The 17678-nt window shown below is 60.2% G+C and carries 13 protein-coding genes and 1 riboswitch; of the genes, 4 read left to right on the forward strand and 9 right to left on the reverse strand.

Features of this window, described 5'->3' with window-relative positions; translation table 11 throughout:
* Positions 1 to 133 precede the first annotated feature (133 nt).
* The 7 genes from AACY50_RS14910 to AACY50_RS14940 all read right to left on the reverse strand — a co-directional run bounded on the left by AACY50_RS14910 (position 134) and on the right by AACY50_RS14940 (position 10670).
* Complete coding sequence (locus AACY50_RS14910) at positions 134 to 862, reverse strand: OmpA family protein (protein ID WP_339432168.1); 729 nt, start codon at positions 860 to 862, stop codon at positions 134 to 136.
* A 116-nt stretch (positions 863 to 978) separates the two neighbouring features.
* Positions 979 to 1623: an MBL fold metallo-hydrolase gene (locus tag AACY50_RS14915; protein WP_339538784.1), complete on the reverse strand. Its 645-nt coding sequence runs from the start codon at positions 1621 to 1623 to the stop codon at positions 979 to 981.
* Positions 1624 to 1686: 63 nt separating this feature from the next.
* Complete coding sequence (locus tag AACY50_RS14920) at positions 1687 to 4419, reverse strand: LuxR C-terminal-related transcriptional regulator (RefSeq protein ID WP_339538785.1); 2733 nt, start codon at positions 4417 to 4419, stop codon at positions 1687 to 1689.
* 175 nt (positions 4420 to 4594) lie between these two features.
* Positions 4595 to 5959, reverse strand: coding sequence for a DUF1329 domain-containing protein (locus AACY50_RS14925; protein WP_339432171.1), 1365 nt, complete (start codon positions 5957 to 5959; stop codon positions 4595 to 4597).
* 27 nt (positions 5960 to 5986) lie between these two features.
* The gene (locus tag AACY50_RS14930) at positions 5987 to 7876 is read right to left on the reverse strand and encodes a DUF1302 domain-containing protein (RefSeq protein ID WP_339432172.1); all 1890 of its coding nucleotides are present in this window, start codon (positions 7874 to 7876) and stop codon (positions 5987 to 5989) included.
* Between the two features lie 337 nt (positions 7877 to 8213).
* Positions 8214 to 9896, reverse strand: coding sequence for a fatty acid--CoA ligase (locus tag AACY50_RS14935; RefSeq protein ID WP_339465309.1), 1683 nt, complete (start codon positions 9894 to 9896; stop codon positions 8214 to 8216).
* A gap of 144 nt (positions 9897 to 10040) precedes the next feature.
* A complete protein-coding gene (locus AACY50_RS14940; RefSeq protein WP_339432174.1) occupies positions 10041 to 10670 on the reverse strand; it encodes a LysE family translocator in 630 nt (209 codons plus the stop codon).
* A gap of 91 nt (positions 10671 to 10761) precedes the next feature.
* Between AACY50_RS14940 and AACY50_RS14945 the strand changes: the two genes are divergently transcribed.
* From AACY50_RS14945 to AACY50_RS14955, 3 genes are all read left to right on the forward strand, one after another.
* The gene (locus AACY50_RS14945) at positions 10762 to 11727 is read left to right on the forward strand and encodes a 2-hydroxyacid dehydrogenase (protein WP_339538786.1); all 966 of its coding nucleotides are present in this window, start codon (positions 10762 to 10764) and stop codon (positions 11725 to 11727) included.
* A gap of 32 nt (positions 11728 to 11759) precedes the next feature.
* Positions 11760 to 12758 (forward strand): class I SAM-dependent methyltransferase, encoded by a 999-nt coding sequence (locus AACY50_RS14950; protein ID WP_339432176.1) that lies wholly within the window; start codon positions 11760 to 11762, stop codon positions 12756 to 12758.
* A 39-nt stretch (positions 12759 to 12797) separates the two neighbouring features.
* A riboswitch (yybP-ykoY riboswitch) is annotated at positions 12798 to 12922 on the forward strand.
* Positions 12923 to 13009: 87 nt separating this feature from the next.
* Entirely contained in the window at positions 13010 to 13594 is a 585-nt protein-coding gene (locus AACY50_RS14955; protein WP_221731535.1) for a TMEM165/GDT1 family protein, read from the forward strand.
* Positions 13595 to 13716: 122 nt separating this feature from the next.
* Here the strand turns inward: AACY50_RS14955 and AACY50_RS14960 are convergent, their stop codons facing one another.
* Complete coding sequence (locus tag AACY50_RS14960) at positions 13717 to 14535, reverse strand: M48 family metallopeptidase (RefSeq protein ID WP_339432177.1); 819 nt, start codon at positions 14533 to 14535, stop codon at positions 13717 to 13719.
* 261 nt (positions 14536 to 14796) lie between these two features.
* On the opposite strand from AACY50_RS14960, the gene AACY50_RS14965 reads away from it, so the two are divergent.
* Complete coding sequence (locus AACY50_RS14965) at positions 14797 to 16938, forward strand: methyl-accepting chemotaxis protein (RefSeq protein WP_339465311.1); 2142 nt, start codon at positions 14797 to 14799, stop codon at positions 16936 to 16938.
* A 98-nt stretch (positions 16939 to 17036) separates the two neighbouring features.
* Here AACY50_RS14965 and AACY50_RS14970 read toward each other — a convergent pair whose 3' ends face one another.
* On the reverse strand, positions 17037 to 17660 hold the full coding sequence (locus AACY50_RS14970) for an SOS response-associated peptidase (RefSeq protein ID WP_339432179.1): 624 nt from the start codon (positions 17658 to 17660) through the stop codon (positions 17037 to 17039).
* Positions 17661 to 17678 lie beyond the last annotated feature (18 nt).

The following is a 17678-nucleotide window of genomic DNA, read 5'->3' on the forward strand; positions in this document are numbered from 1 at the left end:
GCTTTTTTGTATCTGCTGATTTTGCGGTGACAACACCGGCCTCTTCGCGGGCTTGCCCGCGAAGAGGCCGGCACAGACCACACAAAAAATGCCCGATCACCAGGACCGGGCATTTTTTCACTCAAGCGATCAGTTACGGATATTGCTGAACCGTGCCCTGCTGCTGACCACCATACTGCTGCCCCGGAATCGCTTTCAGGTTGACTTCAACCCGACGGTTCTGCGCCCGGCCATTGACGTCACCGTTGCTGGCAATCGGGTTATCCGGACCGGCGCCACGGGCCGACAGGTTGGCACCGCTGACACCTTGCGAGGTCAGATAGGTCGCCACGCTCTGCGCACGACGCTGGGACAGGTCCATGTTGTGCTGGCGGCTGCCGGTGCTGTCGGTGTAGCCGACGATTTCGATCTGGTTCTGGTTGAACTCTTTCAGCGAGTTGGCCAGATTGTTCAGCGGTTGGTAGAAGCTGGACGCGATGTTCGCCGAATCGGTGGCGAACGTGATGTTGCCCGGCATGATCAGCTTGATCTGATCGCCCTGACGCTGCACCTCAACGCCAGTGTTGGCCATGCTGGCGCGTAGTTTCGCTTCCTGCTTGTCAGCGTAGTAACCGTAACCGGCCGCCGAAGCCCCCACTACCGCTGCACCGATCAAGGCGCCCTTGCCACGGTTGTTGTGGTCGATGGCCGCACCGGCCAATGCACCGGCAAGTGCCCCGAGACCACCATACTTGGCGGTTTTGCTCATGCCTTGGGAGCCACCGTCGGCCTGGCCCTGATTGTCATAGGGGTTAGGCGAAGCACAGCCGGACAGCAAGGCCACGGCCGTGGCGACAATAATCAAACGACGCTTGGTGAACATGAAGAGCTCCTACGTTTCTGCATTCTATGGTGCAGCGGCCGTTTGGCAATGAACCTCTGCGGGCGTTTGATCATGACTATGCGTAAAAATTCCGCCGCACACCCATTACAAATTATTTACGCCCGCACGAAAGGATTTTCACGCATTTCATCACCCAGACGCGTATCCGGACCATGCCCGGTAACGACCGTCGCGTCTTCATCCAGTGTGTAAAGCCGCTGCTTGATCGATCGCACGATGGTCGCCTGATCGCCGCCCCACAAATCCGTGCGCCCTACGCCGCGACGAAACAACGTGTCACCGGCAATTAACAGCTTAGCCTCGGAAAACCAAAAGCTCATGGAGCCGGGTGTATGACCCGGCGTGTGCAACGCCACGCCGCAGCCGCAGGCGAGTTCTTCATCGTCACTCAGCCAGCGATCCGGTGAGGGTACGGGGGTGTAAGGCACGCCGAACATCTGGCATTGCATCTCCAGGTTGTCCCACAGGAACTGGTCTTCCTTGTGCAGATGCAGGGTTGCGCCGGTTTTCTCCTTCATCTGGCCAGAGGCGAGGAAGTGATCGAGATGGGCGTGGGTGTGGATGATGCTGACGACCTTGAGGCCCAGCGCGTCGAGGCGCGCCATGATCAGGTCAGGGTTGCCGCCGGGGTCGACAACGATGGCTTTTTTGGTGATTGGGTCGCCGATGATGGTGCAATTGCACTGGAGCGGACCGACGGGGAAGGTTTCGCGGATGAGCACTGCGGTTGAAACCGTCATGGGGGATATCCTGAAAAATTTTCATCAGCGGTCGAAACCGTTTGTTCCGGGATTTTACCGTCGTTAAATCATTAACCCCAACTCCTTCGCCCGCGCCACCGCCTGCGTACGCCGCTCCACACCCAACTTGCTGTTGATATGGCTGGCGTGGGTTTTCACTGTATGTAGCGAGATGAACAATTGCTCGCTGATTTGCTGGTTCGAACAGCCTTGGGCAATCAGGCGTAAAACGGCGAGCTCCCTGCTACTGAGTTGTTCCGCAACGCCGGACTCGGCGACTGGACGAGCCGCTACAGGCGGAAAATGCTCCAGCAATTGCTGCCCAGGCAAGGTCGCAGAGGCCTGCAAATGCCCTCGTAGCCAGTCCGCGTGTTCCTTCACCAAGCTATCGAACGGCTGCAGCACGCCCCCCGCCGCCGCTTCCAGCGCCTGATTCAATGCCTTGCGCGCTTCCGGCTCTCGCCCACCCGCCAGCAGCAACGCAACCTTTTGGGTCAACGCCATCACACTGAGCAACTGACGACCGGTTTGCTGGCCATTCTCATGCAACACATTCAGCCGCCCTTCGGCGAGCATCGGCTGGCCTTGAATCACATCGAGCAGCGCCTGTTGCAACTCAACATGCAACGGCAACTGTGGATGAAATTCCGGCGGAGCCGCGGCGCGTTCGCCCGTGTACGTCTGGCCCAGTCGCGCCAGCCAGGCTTCAGCCAGATCAGTACGACCCTGCGCCAGCCAGAGTTCACATTTGACCAGCGTGATCATCGCCAGATAGTAGATGGGCGGTACGTCCCAGATGTGCATCAGGCGTTCGGCTTCGGCGAGTTCGGCGAAGGCTTTGGCGAATTCGCCGCTCGCGCCGTCCAGGCGTGCAATCACGCAGTGACCGATCAACACGCTGATATCACGACAGGCGCGCGCCTCGCCAATACCAGCCAGTAACCGCGCGCGCGCGGCCTGTGGCTGCAAGCGCATCGCCAGCAGAAAACCTTCGTACAGCGTCAGCCGTGCGCGCACCGCGTACAAGCGTTGCGGTGACAGGCCGCGCAGGCGTTCCAGGCCCTGATGCACTTCATCCAGTGCCCGCAGGATTTCGCCGCGAGCCTGCAACACGCGGGCGCGGTCGTAATGCGCCAAGGCTTCGAAGAGGGGATTGCCGACGCGTTGCGCCAGCTCAAGGGATTCGCGGTTCAGGCCACGGGCACGCCACAGGTCGCCGTCAGCGATTGCCAGATTGGACAAGGTCGACAAACACATCAGCCGTTGGCCATAACGCTTGGCCGGCAGGCTCTCCAGCGCTTCGGTGCAATACCTGAGGGTTAACTCTCGATGGCCGCGGCCACGGGCAATGATTCCGCTCAGCGCCAGCCATTGCGCCAGCATCGACTTTTGCGCCGTGGCGGACGGGGCCGGCAGGAAACGACTCAAGTGGCTGGACAACTCTTCGGCCGCGTCGAGCTGACAGGCCAGCCCAAGCGCCCAGCTATAAAGGACGATCAAGCGCGGCGTGCTGATCAGCAGGCTATCAGGCAAGTCCATTTTCCAGCGCAGCAGCATGCCGACGTTTTGCTCGGCCAGCAGTTGTTCTTCTGAAAGGTTCTGTACCAGATTCGCCGCCACATCGAGGTGACCGGCGCGCAAGGCCTGTTCCACCGCTTCGTCGAGCAGGCCCTGGGCATTGAACCAGCGACAGGCACGCAGGTGCAGCGTGGCGGTCGGCACCATCGCCTGGGCAATCGGCCGGCTGCGCAACAAATCGGAAAACAGATGATGATAGCGATACCAGTGCCCGTGTTCGTCCAGCGGTACCAGAAACACCTGATGCGCCAGCAGGAAACGCAGGATCTCGGCACTGTCATGGGCTTCACGCACCGCATCGCAGAGTTCGCTGCAAAAGCGTTCCTGCGGGGCAGTGTCGTAGAGAAACGCCTGCACTTCGGTGGGCAGACAATCGATGACTTCTTCAAGCAGATAGTCGCGGATCAGCCCTTCCCCGCCGTTCAGTGCCTGAGGCAAAGCGGCATCGCCACCGGCTTCGGACACCGCCAGTAGCCAGAAACGCAATCCCGCCACCCAGCCTTCACTGCGCAGGATCAGATTCTCCAAGGCTTCGCCGCGCAGTGAAGTGCTGTGGCGATCAAGTAACGTCAGGGCTTCGTCGTGGGTCAGGCGCAGATCCTGCTCATGCAGTTCAAGCAATTGCCGGGACAGGCGCAAGCGCGCCAGATGCCAGTCCGGGCGCTGCCGACTGGTGACCATCACCAGCAAGCCGTCGGGCAAGTGATTGAGGAAAAACTGCAGGCAACGGTCCAGGACCGGACCTTGGGCGAGATGGTAATCGTCGAGCACCAACAGCAATGGGCTCAGCGGATCGAGGTGCAATGCCAGCTCATCGAGCAGACCGTCGAGCCACTCTTCGAAGGCGAAGGGCTGATGGCGTTGACGCATTTTCAGCAGGCCGAGTGCGCGACTGCCCAATTGCGGAAAATAATCCTGCAAGCCTTCGAGCAGGCGCTCGAGAAACCGCCCAGGGTCACTGTCGCGAGGGCTCAAACCCAGCCACAGGCTTTGCCAGTGCGCAGGCAGGCTCTGGCAGAACTCCACCGCCAACGAGCTTTTGCCGAACCCGGCGGGAGCGCTGACCAGCAACAGCCGTCCACCGAGCCCCGCTTGCAGGCGCTCGCAAAGGCGTGGTCGCAACACATAGCCATCAGGCAACGGCGGGCGAAAAAAACGCCCGGCCAGTGCCGCGACAGCAACGCTTGCGGGACCCGGAAGTGGGGACAGATCAGTCATGGCCGGCTCTTGTTCGAATTGCAGTTGGCGGCGTTGCAGATGTCCGCAGACTAGCCTTAAACGAACCGGTTATGAAGGTTGCTGCTACAAATGGCTACAAAAAAGCTACAGACAAAAAAACGCCCCGAACCGGTCGGGGCGTTTTCACGAGGATGCGGCCTCGCTTTACAACGGTTTAGCGAACACCCTCCTGGCGCAAAGCGGCAGGGGTGAAGTCGCTGGTGGTGGCGGTGAAGCCGAAGTCATAGGCCTGCTTCTCTTCGTTCTTCATGCCCAGCGCCAGATAGCGGCCGGATTGCAGGTCGTAGAGCGTTTCCAGCGCGTACCACGGCACTTGCTTGTCGTAGTAGTTCTCGGCATGCGCCTCGGCTACGCGCCACAGTTGTCCACGACCGTCGTAGTGGTCGATGACGGCTGCTTGCCAGGTGTCTTCATCGATGTAGAAGTCACGCTTGGCGTAGATGTGGCGCTGACCTTCCTTGAGGGTCGCCACTACGTGCCAGACGCGACGCAACTCGTAACGCGCCAGATCCTGGTTGATGTGGCCAGCCTTGATGATGTCGGTGTATTTCAGTTTCGGATCGTCGAGCTTGTAGCTGTCGGAGGCGATGTACATCTCTTTCTTGCCTTCGAGTTTCCAGTCGTAGCGATCCGGCGCACCGTTGTACATATCGAGGTTGTCGGAGGTACGCAGACCATCCGCCGCAGTACCCGGACCGTCATAGGACACCTGTGGCGCGCGACGCACACGACGCTGACCGGCGTTGTAGACCCACGCCGAACGTGGCTCTTTCACTTGGTCGAGGGTTTCGTGCACCAGCAGCACACCACCGGCCAGACGCGCCGGCGCGGTCACTTTCTGCTTGAAGTAGAAGAGGATGTTGCCAGGGTTCTTCGGATCGTAATCCTTCATCTTGTCCCGAAACACGAACTGGTCCTGGAAGTACACCAGGCTGAACGAGCCGTTCGGCTGTGGCGTCGCCTGGGTCACCAGACGGGTCACGCTGCCGCCGCGATAGCGGGTGATGTGGTTCCAGATGACTTCCACGCCGCTTTTCGGGATCGGGAACGGTACGGCCGTTTCGAAGTTCTCCAGCCCGTTGCCGCCGGACACCAGATTGGTATTGGTGGCGTTTTTCTTGATCGCGGCAAACACGTCATCCGGCACGGTAGCACCGCGATGGGACGGGTAAACCGGCATCTTGAAGCTATCCGGGTAGCGCTTGAACATCGCGTACTGGCCCGGGGCGAGCTTGTCCTTGTATTGATCCACGTTCTGCGCAGTGATGGTGAACAGCGGTTTCTCACTTGCATACGGGTCAGACAGGAACCCCTTGCTGTCGACGGTGCCCGCATTCTTGGGCATCGGTTTCCAGGCAGGAATCGAACCGTCGGCATTACCGGCCATTTCGGCGCCCATCGGGGTCAGACTCTTGCCCAGTTTGTCGGCTTCGGCAGCAGGCACCGCGGCCATGACACCGGTCGCCAGCAGCGACAGGCCCAGAACGCTGGCATGGAACAGACTCTTTGTTATTTTCATAAATTCGTTCGTCCTGAAATGCAGTGCTTAGAAGTTCACGCCGAAGCTGAGCGCTACGAAATCGCGGTCATCCACCGTGGTGTACTTGCCGTCGAAGAAGTTGGTGTACGCCAGGCTCGCGGTGTAGGTGTTCTGGTACTCGGCATCGACGCCCAGGCTGACGGCTTTGCGACCTTCCTCGAAGTTACCGCCAGGGCCTGGCGAGTAGCCGCTGACGTCATGAGACCAAGCCACGTTCGGCTTGAGGTTCACGCCAGCGAATACATCGTTGTATTCCCAGATGGCGCGACCGCGGTAGCCCCAGGACGCGGCAGTGGTGAAACCTTCGTTGGTGCAATTACGGCTGCGGTTGTTCTGCGGCGAACCTGGCCCCGCACCGTTGATGGTGCCGTTGTTGAGAATGTTGGCGCAGGTGTCGACGCCACCGGTGGCTGGCAGTTCGCCCGGGCCGTAGACCGGGTCACGGCCATAACGCTTGTCGGACTTGCTTTCCAGACCGCCCACGTAAGTCATGCCCACCTCACCCACCAGGGTCAAACGGCTGGCGCCCATCACCTGATCGAAGAAGTGCGTGAACGTGGTTTGCAGTTGGGTGATTTCCTTGCGCTCGTAACCATGCAGATCCTGGCCCGGTACACCGTTTAGCAGCGACGCATTGCTGTACGGGCCGCCCAGCGGACGGACACCGGCGAACAGGATATCGGTGGAGTTCAGTTGTACCGGTGCGTTCGGCCGGTAGCTGATTTCACCGCTCCACGCCGTACCGGTAGGCAGGGTGGTGGAGAAACTCAAGCCGTAGAGACGGATGTCTTCAGGGTATTCGACAAAGTACTTCGAGTTACCCGCGACCAACAGCGGCCCCAGTGCACGAAATGCCGCGGGTAGTGCCGCCACGCCGTTATAGACCGATTGTGGCGCGCCCGTGGCGCTGAAGATCGGTGCACGGCTGTGGTAGTTCATGAAATAGGCACCGAATTCGGTGTCCAGCGGCTCGTACATGTAGCGGAACGACGCGCCCCACTGACCGCTGTCACGGGCATCGCGGTCGGCGCCACGGCGCACCAGAACCCCCTCTTCGTTGACATTGACCCCGTTGGCCGCCAAAGGCCCCAAGGCAATGCCCGGAATCTGCGAGCGCTTGTTCAAAACCCGCAGGTTGTCGGTGCAACCGTCGGCAATGATGTCCGGCTGAGCGAAGAAGGTGCCGCAGTTGTCGACGACGGTCTGGTCCCATTCCAACTGATAGAAGGCTTCGGCCGACAGGTTTTCGGTCAGGCTCTGGGACACGTAGAACATGTTGACCGGGATCAGGCCTTCCTTGATCTCGGCGCCCGGACGACGGAATGCAGACACGTCGATCGGGTTGATCGAGTTGATACCGCCGCCGATGAAGGTACTTTCACCCCAGCTTACGACCTGCTTGCCCAGACGCACGGAGCCTGGCTCATCGGCGATGGAGTAGTTGTGGTAGACGAAGGCATCGAGAATCTGCCCGCCCGAGGATTTGGCGCCCTCCTTGCGGTTGTTGTCGCTGATGTCCTTGAACTGGCGGCTTTCATCCTTGAGTTCGAAGTCGTACCAGTATTTGCCACGAACGAACACACCGGTGTCGCCGTATTTCAGTTCGAGGTCATGGATACCCTTGAAGATCTTCGAGAACGTCTCACCGCTCTTGAAGTTGGCGTGACCGTCGTCAGATGTCTGGGACAGGCCGTGACCGCCGTTGTTGACGCCGATGAGGTTCTTGTTCGGCTGCTGAGTAGACCAACTGGCACCGATCGACAGGGACGAATCGAACTGGCCTTCGATTTCACCGACGTTGAAACTGACGCCGAATGCGGGCCCGGCGAGCGAAGAGGCAAGACTGACCGCCAGAGGCAGTTTCGCCCGGCGCCAGAACTGGTTTACTGAGGTCATCGACGCTACTCCATGTGCATTATTGTTATGGCAGTGAGTACTTTTAAAAACGCCTGAAGGACCGGCTGCCAAAGGCTGACCGAAATCACTCCAAAGATGCATCGCCCCGTTTTGTGCGTGTGCCCCGTTCTTAAAAATCCTTGAGTGGACTATAGCCAGCAGGTTGTAGAGCTTGATCCCTCTAAAGTGTGATTTGCAGCTGCCGGCCACTCTGGAACAGTCCTTTTGCCAGTCCGACACATGTCGGCACGGCAAGGATGGCTGATTTTTTCGATTTCACAAGCCAAGCGCTTGCTTGGGGGGCCTGGCGCGTCGTTTTCGGCGCGCCGGCGGACACTCAAAGTGTCGAAAGGAAGGTACTGTTGTTGGCCTGCCATTGGGTGATGTCGAGGCGGATGCGCTTCTTGTCGAGCTTGCCAACGCTGGTCTTGGGAATTTCGGTAACAAGGGCAATCTGGCTCGGAATCGCCCACTTGCTCAGGTGCCCCAATTCCACAAACGGCTTGAGGTGTTCCTTGAGCTCACGCGCCCCGATCTCGTGCCCTTCACGGATCACCAGCAGGGCAAACGGACGCTCCCCCCACTGCGGATCAGCGATGCCCACCACTGCTACTTCGCGTACCGCGACATGGCGGCTGATCAGGTCTTCGAGGTCCAGCGAGGAAATCCATTCGCCACCGGTCTTGATCACGTCCTTGATGCGGTCACGGATGTCGATCACGCCCATGCTGTCGAGCGTCGCCACGTCACCGGTGTGCAGCCAGCCGCCGGCCCAGAGCTCAGCGCCCTTCTGCGGCTCGTTGAAATAGCCTTCGGTCAGCCATGGCGCGCGCAATACCAGTTCGCCTTGAGTCTCACCGTCGGCCGGGAGGAAATTGCCCTCGGCGTCGATGATCGCGGCTTCCACCAACGGCCCCGGTACACCGGCCTTGATCCGATACGTGGTGCGCTCATCCTCGGTGCCGGCCATCAGCTCATCATTGAGATGTGCGCAGGAAACCAGCGGCCCGGTTTCCGACATGCCGTACGCCGCCGTGAGCTGAATGCCGCGCTCCTTGGCGTTTTCATACAAGGTGCGATTGAGTGCGCTGCCGCCAATGACGATTTTCCAGCCACCGAAATCGGTGCCTTGCGCGCCCTTGGCATTGAGCAACATTTGCAGGATCGTCGGCACGCAGTGGGAGAACGTGACCTTCTCCTTGCGCCACAACTCCACCAGAAACTCCGGATCGTAACGCCCCGGGTAAACCTGTTTGAGCCCGAGCATGGTCGCCACATACGGCAGGCCCCAGGCGTGTACGTGGAACATCGGGGTGATCGGCATGTACACGTCGCTGGTGCCGAGCAGGCGCACGCTGTCGATGCAGCCCATGATCGTCGACACGCCCATGGTGTGCAGCACCAGTTGCCGATGGGTGAAATACACGCCTTTCGGGTTGCCGGTGGTGCCGGTCGTGTAGAACGTGGTGGCAACCGAATTTTCGTCGAAATCCTGGAAGTCGTACTGCGGGCTCGCGGCGGCCAGCAGTTGTTCGTACTCGCCAACCAGATTCGGCAACTCGGCGGTTTTTTCCGGCAGGTCGGTGAGCAGCAGGGTTTTCTCGACGGTGGTCAGTTGCGGCGCGATGGCCTGATAGAGACCTGCAAACTCGCTGTTGACCAGCACAAAGCGGTCCTCGGCGTGGTTCATGGTGTAGAGGATCTGTTCAGGCGACAGACGCACGTTGATCGTGTGGATCACCGCGCCGATCATCGGCACGGCAAACATGCATTCCAGATAACGATGGCTGTCCCAGTCCATCACCGCCACGGTGTCACCGGCCTTGACGCCCGCCGCCGTCAGCACATTGGCCAGCCGCGCCACACGCTCGATCAGGGTCGGATAGCTGTAGCGCAACTGGTCTCGGTAGACGATCTCGCGGGTTTTCTCGTAACGGGCGCCGGACATCAGCAGCCGCTTGATCAGCAATGGATACTGGTAGGCCCCATCGGCCGGGGGAATGACGCGAGTCTGCAACATAAGAATCCCTTTTCTGACTGCACGGTGTTGGCGTAGAGATTTGTACTCTAAAACCCTTATACGCCAGCCAAATCAGCCAAAGGAATGATTTGCACAGCCGTACAAATGCTAGCTTTGCGCCAGCATTTGCCGGTTATCCATCGCCTAGTGCATCTCGGTGAACGCCAGCTTCACGCCGATAGCGATCAGCACCGCGCCCATGGTGCGGTCGAACCAGTGGCCCATGCGGGCGAAACCGGCGCGCACGCGCTGTTGGCTGAACAGCATCGCGACAAGGCAGAACCAGGTGGCGGTCGCGACGGCCAGGTAAACCCCGTAACCGGCCTGCACCGACAGCGGCGTATGCGGGTTGATCACCACAGTGAACAGTGACAGGAAAAACAGCGTGGCTTTCGGGTTCAGGCCGTTAGTCACAAAGCCTGAAGTGAACGCGCCGCGTGCGGTGCGCTCACCGGCTTCTTTGTGCAGATCATCGCTGACGGTTTTCGCCGGTTGCGCGCGCAGGGCCTTGAAGCCGATGTACAGCAAATAAGCCGCCGCCGCCCATTTCAACGCGTTGAACAACACGATCGACTGCGACACGATCAGGCCGATGCCGAGCAACGAATAGCCAACGTGCAGAAAAATCGCCGTGCCCACACCCAGCGCCGTCCATGTGCCGGCGCGGCGACCGTGGGTCACGCTCTCGCGCACCACCACGGCAAAGTCCGGGCCGGGGCTGGCGACGGCCAGCAAGTGGATCAGTGCAACGGTCAAGAACTCGGTCCAGTACATGGGGGCTCCTTTAGGCCAGGCGTAACGTTTTGTTTCATCTGATAGGCTCGGCAGATTACGCCTTCCGTTCACCGCACAAAAGGTACAGTTGATGACTAACTCGCGCCGCGCCGCATTCCTCGATCACCCTTCGCTGGATCTCGGCGATCTTGACCTCAGCCCTTTGCGCGCCTGCTTCACTGACTTGCAACTGTTCACCCAGACCCTGCCTGAACACGTCGCCGAACGCCTGCAAGGTGCCACCGTGGCCATAACCAACAAGATCCTGATCGACGACGCAGCGATGGCCGCCAGCCCGGAACTGAAACTGATCCTGATCACCGCCACCGGGACCAATAACGTTGATCTGGCCGCCGCCCGTGCTCACGGCATCACCGTGTGCAACTGCCAGGGTTACGGCACGCCATCGGTGGCGCAGCACACGATCATGCTGCTGCTCAATCTCGCCACGCGCTTGGCCGATTACCAGCAAGCGGTGGGCGAAGGTCGCTGGCAGCAAGCAAAACAGTTCTGTCTGCTGGACTACCCGATTGTCGAACTGGAAGGCAAAACCCTCGGCCTGCTTGGGCATGGCGAACTCGGCGGTGCCGTTGCCCGGTTGGCTGAAGCCTTCGGCATGCGCGTGCTGCTGGGGCAAATCCCCGGCCGCCCGGCCCGGCCGGATCGTCTGCCACTGGATCAATTGCTGCCGCAGATCGACGCCCTGACCCTGCACTGCCCGCTCAACGAACACACTCGCCAGTTCATCGGTGCTCGCGAACTGGCGTCGATGAAGCCCGGCGCGTTCGTGGTCAATACCGCCCGTGGCGGACTGATCGACGAACAGGCCTTGGCCGACGCCTTGCGCAATGGCCATCTCGGCGGCGCCGCTACCGATGTGCTCAGCGTCGAGCCGCCCACCCAGGGCAATCCACTGCTGGCCGCCGACATCCCCCGTCTGATCGTCACGCCGCACAACGCTTGGGGCAGTCGCGAGGCCCGGCAGCGCATCGTGGGTCAATTGACTGAAAACGCTCAGGCGTTTTTCAGCGCTAAGGCGCTGCGGGTCGTCAGTTGATAAACTGCGGCACTTTTTTTTGAGGAGCAGTTATGGATCCGCGCAGTGAAGTACTGCTTCGTCAGGCCGAGTTATTCCAGGGCTCGCTATTGCTGGCCGGATTGCCTGCCGACGATTTGCTCGCACGTCTGCCCAACGCCTTTGGCTGGTGCTGGCACGCCGGCGATCAAGCCGCGCTCGACGCTCGCTTCGAAGGCCGCAGCCACTTTGGCGTGAATATCCCGGAGCGCGAATTCGACAGCGCCGTGGTGTTTCTGCCCAAATCCAAAGACCTGACCGATTACATCCTCAACGCTGTGGCCGCACGTCTGCCGGGGCGTGAGGTGTTTCTGGTCGGGGAAAAACGCAGCGGCATCGAAGGTGCGTCCAAGCAACTCAACCCGTTCGGCAAGCCGCGCAAACTCGACAGCGCCCGGCATTGCCAACTGTGGCAAGTGACCGTGGCCAATGCGCCAGAAGCAAAATCGCTGGAAAGCCTGGCGCAGACTTACGAATTGCCGCTGGCTGAAGGCCCGTTGAAAGTCATCAGCCTGCCCGGCGTGTTCAGCCACGGCCGACTGGATCGCGGCAGTGCCCTGCTGCTGGAACATCTGGACAAACTGCCGAGCGGTCATCTGCTCGACTTCGGTTGTGGCGCGGGCGTGTTGGGGGCAGCGGTCAAACGTCGTTACCCGCACAACCAGGTCACGTTGCTGGACGTCGATGCGTTTGCTGCGGCCAGCAGTCGTCTGACCTTGGCAGCCAACGGCCTGGAAGGCGAGGTGCTGACCGGTGACGGAATCGATGCGGCACCAATGGGTTTGAGCGCGATTCTGAGCAACCCGCCGTTCCATGTCGGCGTGCACACCGATTATTTCGCCACCGAGAACTTGCTGCGAAAAGCGGTCAAACATCTGAAAAACGGTGGCGAACTGCGCTTGGTGGCGAACAGTTTCCTGAAGTATCAGCCACTGATCGAAGAGCATCTGGGCGTGTGTGCGATCAAGGCCGAGGGCAACGGATTCCGGATTTACCGGGCCAAGCGCGGCTGAAAATTAGCACTTGCCGAATGGATTCTGCCTAGGCAGAATCCGCTCCGTCCTAGGGGAGTAGTCTCCCACGAGCGCCAAGCTCGTCCGGCATACGTCAACATACTTGATCCTCAGATCATGGCGTATGCGACCCAAGCGTCCGCACCAGACGGATAGCAGGGTTTGACAAGACCTATGACACGAACACCTTACCCGGGGCGGGAAGGCTGTACGTGTCATAGCCGTGTCGACCCGCCCCTTAGGAAATCCTGATGCTGGACTCGTTACTCGTTCCCACCGCAATCGTTGCCTTGGCCGAAATCGGCGACAAGACGCAACTGCTCGCGCTGATTCTCGCCGCTCGCTTCCGCAAACCCTGGCCGATCATTGCCGGTATCGTCGCCGCAACGCTGGCCAACCACGCAGCAGCCGGTGCGGTCGGTGCCTGGTTCGGCAGCTTCTTCTCCGATTCGGTACTGCACTGGATTCTCGCCGCCAGCTTTACGGCCACGGCGTTGTGGACGCTGGTCCCGGACAAAATGGACGACGATGAAGCGAGCACGGCACGCAAATTCGGGCCGTTCCTCACGACGCTGATTGCGTTCTTCCTCGCGGAAATCGGAGACAAGACCCAGATCGCCACCGTCATGCTGGCTGCGCAATATCCGGAATTGTGGCTGGTGATTATCGGCACCACCCTGGGCATGTTGATTGCCAACGTGCCGGTGGTATTGGCCGGTAATTTTGCCGCGGAAAAACTGCCACTGACATTGATCCGTCGATTGGCGGCTTCGGCATTCCTGATTTTGGCAGTCGTTGCGGTGTACAAGGCGATGCAAAGCAGTGGCTGGGTTTGACGGCGTAAGTCGATAGACCCTGTCAGCGTTCTTCGCGAGCAAACCAGCCCCCACTATGGAGTGCATTCCAAAGTGAGAGCGGGCTTGCTCGCTAAGGGGCAATCAGCCTCGCTGCAAAACCATCAGGACTTCGGCGCTTTCTCGTACAGCGGCATGACCTTCGGAATCGCCGCCTGCAACGAGGCAATACGGCTGCTCGACGCCGGGTGAGTGCTCATGAACTCCGGTGGAGAACCTTCCGAAGCCTTGCTCATCTTGTTCCACAAGGTGATCGCCGCGTTCGGGTTGTAACCGGCGCGAGCGGCCAGTTCCAGACCAATCAGGTCGGCTTCGTTTTCGTTGGCTCGGCTGTTGGGCAAGGTCATGCCGTAGTTGGCCACGGTGTCGGCCAGCGCCAGGCTGTCCTGCCCCAGACCAAACAGTGCGCCCGCGCCCTGTTTGGCCATTTCAACGCCATAGGCCTTGGACATCGCTTCACGACCGTGCTCGCGCAGGGCGTGGGCAATTTCATGGCCCATGACCGCGGCGATCTCATCGTCGGTGAGTTTCAGGCTGTCGATCAGCCCGGTGTAGAAGATGATCTTGCCGCCGGGGCCGCAGTTGGCGTTGAGCTCATCGCTCTTGATCAGATTGACTTCCCATTGCCACTGCGCGGCATCCGGGCGGAAGTTCGGCGCCTGAGCGATCAAGCGGTTGGCAATCGCCTGAACGCGCTTGGCCTCAGGACTGGTTTTGTCCAGCACGCCTTTGCTCGACGCCTCGCCGACGGTTTTCTGATACGACTGGGCATACATCTGGTCGACCTCTTGCGAGGACAGCATGCTGAACATGTACTGCTTGCGCTCCACCCCTACGGCTCCGCCGCTGGTGGTGTTGACCGACTGACAACCGGCCAGCAACAGCGCTGCGCTCAGTGCACTTACAACCAATGTCTTGTTCATTCAAAAGCTCCCTGAAAACGTGCGCGTATCGTAGGCGGGTAATGGTATTGGCGCCAGAGACAACAGACGTATTGCAGCGGCTTTCAGATATTTCCCGCCCGCACTGTCGTAAAAAATTCACAGCGACCGCAAGCCCCCGACAACTGCGTCGCGCACGCATCCATTTGCGACATCCCCACCCAATTGCGCCTTGCACCATTCATGGCTCATTGCCCGCTGCCGATACATCACCGCAGACATCCTCTTGCGTGCGGAGCTCCCATGAAGTTCAAGTCGATCCAGTTTTCCGTCGCCGCCCTGGCCGGCGCTATCGTACTCAGCGTGGTTGCCGCGCTGGTGCTGTACGCGCTGTTCTCTGGCGCCCGCACTCAGGAAATGGTGCAGCAACGCACTCAGGCCCAGTTTGAACAAGTCATCGAACAGCGACTGACCTCACTGGCACAAACCCAGGTCAGCCAGATTCAGCGCGAACTCGAAGCGCCGTTGCTGATTGCCGGCGGGCTGGTGCGGGTCAACGCCTTGCTCGGCACGCCCGGCGCCGATGGCCAGCCACGCCTGAGCGTCAGCCGTGAACAGTTGATCAGCCTGATCAAAGAGAACGTCGAAAAGAACCCGAAGATTCTCGGCACCTACATCGCGTGGGAAAAAAACGCACTGGACCACAATGACGCAGCCTACGTCGGCACCCGCGTCGTCGGTATCGACGCAGCCAACGGGCGCTTCCTGCCATGGTGGTTCCGCAACGACGACGGCACCCTGGGCCTGGACAAACTGGTGGACGTCGACGACCAGAAAGTCCTCTCCACCGGCGTGCGCGCCAGCGAGTACTACCTGTGTTCGAAAGAGCGCAAAAAATCCTGCGTGATCGATCCTGCGCCCTACAAGGTCGGCGACAAGATCGTCATGCTCGCCTCCTTTATCGAACCGATCATGCTCAACGGCGCATTCCAGGGCATCGTCGGCGCCGACCTGTCGGTGAACTTCATCCAGGAAATGCTCCTGGGCGCCAATCAGAAACTCTACAGCGGCGCCGGAGAAATGGCCCTGATCGGCAGCAATGGCCGGATCGTCGCCTACACCAAGGATCCGAGCAAATTCGGCGAAAAGGTCAGCGACATTCTCGACGCCGAACAGATTGCCAGCATGGCCAACCTCAAGCGCGGCGAAGTCACCTACTCCGTCAATAAGGACAAGGGGCGCATCGAATTGTACTTGCCGTTCGGCATTGGCCAGACTGACGCACGCTGGACGTTGATGCTGCAACTGCCGATCAACGCGGTGATGGCTGATCTGCAAAAACTGCAGGGCGACCTCGATGCCCAGCGCAAGTCCGACACCTTCGGCATGGCCATGGTCGGTCTGATCATCGCTGGCGTCGGCCTGCTGGTGATCTGGCTGGTGGGCCACGGCATTGCCCGGCCACTCAAGCAGATGGTCGCGATGCTGGATGACATTGCCCAGGGTGAAGGTGATCTGACCCGTCGCTTGAGCAGTGATCGCAGCGACGAATTGGGTTCGATTGCCAAGGGTTTCAACACCTTCCTGAGCAAGTTGCAGGCGATGATTACCCAAGTGGTGACGTCGGTGCAGAGCGTCAGCGACTCGTCGGAACACACCGCCGACATCGCGATTCGCACCAACATCGGCATCCAGAAACAAATGGCCGAGATCGATCAGGTCGCCACCGCCGTGCAGGAAATGACCGCCACCGCGCAAGATGTGGCGCGCAACGCGACCCAAGCGGCGCAAGCAGCGAGCCATGCCGATCAAGCCGCCAGCCAGGGCATGCAGATTGTCCGCGATACCTCCCATTCGATTGGCGTGCTGGCGGTGGAAATCGGCAAGGCTGTGGGTGTGGTGCAAACCCTGGCCAAGGACAGCGAGAACATCAACGCGATCCTCACCGCGATTCGCGGGATCGCCGAACAGACCAACCTGTTGGCGCTGAACGCGGCGATCGAAGCGGCGCGTGCCGGCGAACAAGGTCGCGGCTTTGCGGTGGTGGCGGACGAGGTGCGCAATCTGGCGCAGAAAACCCAGAAAGCCACCGAAGAAATCCAGACCATGATCCAGCAACTGCAACAGGGCACCCGCGATGTGGTGCGGGTCATGGAAGACAGCCAGAACCGCACCGACGAAAGCGTGCAGCACGCCTCGAAAGCGGCCGAGGCGCTGGAGACGATTACCCAGGCGGTGTCGGTGATCAACGACATGAATACGCAGATTGCCAGTGCGGCCGAGGAGCAGAGCGCGGTGGCCGATGACATCAACCGCAACGTGATCAATATTGGCCAGGTGGCCAATGAGGTGGCGGGCGGCGCGGATGAGTCGAGTTCGGCCAGTGCCGACCTGACCAAACTGGCGGAGCAGCAGCGGCGGTTGATCAATCAGTTCAAGGTCTGATCCAAAGGCGCCTTGTCGAGCAAGCCCGCTACCACCCTGGAGTGAATTCCAATGGTGGGCGCGGGCTTGCGCGCCAAGGCGTCAATGCAGTCAACGCACTACCCCGGGGTCAGACACTCCGGCCCATTGAGCTTCGGATCATTGATCAGATTCGCCAGCACCCGCTCGCGCAGCGCGGCAGGCTCACTGGCCAGCAAACCCTGCAACACATGCAACGGTGTTTCGGGATTGAGCCAAGCGGCCTGCCCCGCCTCATCGAGAATCAACGGCCGGCGCTGACTGGCCGCCGGCTGAGTGATGACGGCGGTACTCAGCCACACCTGTTCCTGCACCGGATATGCCTCCCAGATCGCCGCAAAAAACAGCGAAGAACCCTCCCCCGGCGTCAGCCAGTACGGGCGTTTGCGTTGGGTACCCCGCCACTCGTAAAAGCCGTTGGCCGGCAGCAGGCAGCGACGCAGGCGCAGTGCCTCGCGAAACATCGGCTGTTCGGCCACTGTTTCTGCCCGGGCATGCGCCGGTGTTTTCGACAAATCGGTCAACCACGGCGGCGTCAGCCCCCATCGGGCCCGGGCCAGCGTGCGCTGGCCGTCGGCCTCGGCGCGCAGCATCAACACCGAATCATTGGGGGAAATGTTCCACTGCGCCTGTTGATCGGCGGGAAAACCAGGCAGCGCCGCGAAGTCGCGGTTCCAGCGAAACAGGGCATAACGTCCACACATGGGGCAACACGACTCAGA

Source organism: Pseudomonas sp. RA_15y_Pfl2_54 (assembly GCF_963971015.1).
Classification (GTDB): Bacteria; Pseudomonadota; Gammaproteobacteria; order Pseudomonadales; family Pseudomonadaceae; genus Aquipseudomonas; species Aquipseudomonas baetica_A.

What these genes read in the sequence shown, in the direction of transcription:
- AACY50_RS14940 (WP_339432174.1), bottom strand. Translation starts at nt 10,670, where the DNA reads ATGTACTGGACCGAGTTCTTGACCGTTGCACTGATCCACTTGCTGGCC.
- AACY50_RS14945 (WP_339538786.1), top strand. Translation starts at nt 10,762, where the DNA reads ATGACTAACTCGCGCCGCGCCGCATTCCTCGATCACCCTTCGCTGGAT.
- AACY50_RS14915 (WP_339538784.1), bottom strand. Translation starts at nt 1,623, where the DNA reads ATGACGGTTTCAACCGCAGTGCTCATCCGCGAAACCTTCCCCGTCGGT.
- AACY50_RS14955 (WP_221731535.1), top strand. Translation starts at nt 13,010, where the DNA reads ATGCTGGACTCGTTACTCGTTCCCACCGCAATCGTTGCCTTGGCCGAA.
- AACY50_RS14930 (WP_339432172.1), bottom strand. Translation starts at nt 7,876, where the DNA reads ATGACCTCAGTAAACCAGTTCTGGCGCCGGGCGAAACTGCCTCTGGCG.
- AACY50_RS14920 (WP_339538785.1), bottom strand. Translation starts at nt 4,419, where the DNA reads ATGACTGATCTGTCCCCACTTCCGGGTCCCGCAAGCGTTGCTGTCGCG.
- AACY50_RS14960 (WP_339432177.1), bottom strand. Translation starts at nt 14,535, where the DNA reads ATGAACAAGACATTGGTTGTAAGTGCACTGAGCGCAGCGCTGTTGCTG.
- AACY50_RS14910 (WP_339432168.1), bottom strand. Translation starts at nt 862, where the DNA reads ATGTTCACCAAGCGTCGTTTGATTATTGTCGCCACGGCCGTGGCCTTG.
- AACY50_RS14970 (WP_339432179.1), bottom strand. Translation starts at nt 17,660, where the DNA reads ATGTGTGGACGTTATGCCCTGTTTCGCTGGAACCGCGACTTCGCGGCG.
- AACY50_RS14965 (WP_339465311.1), top strand. Translation starts at nt 14,797, where the DNA reads ATGAAGTTCAAGTCGATCCAGTTTTCCGTCGCCGCCCTGGCCGGCGCT.
- AACY50_RS14925 (WP_339432171.1), bottom strand. Translation starts at nt 5,959, where the DNA reads ATGAAAATAACAAAGAGTCTGTTCCATGCCAGCGTTCTGGGCCTGTCG.
- AACY50_RS14950 (WP_339432176.1), top strand. Translation starts at nt 11,760, where the DNA reads ATGGATCCGCGCAGTGAAGTACTGCTTCGTCAGGCCGAGTTATTCCAG.
- AACY50_RS14935 (WP_339465309.1), bottom strand. Translation starts at nt 9,896, where the DNA reads ATGTTGCAGACTCGCGTCATTCCCCCGGCCGATGGGGCCTACCAGTAT.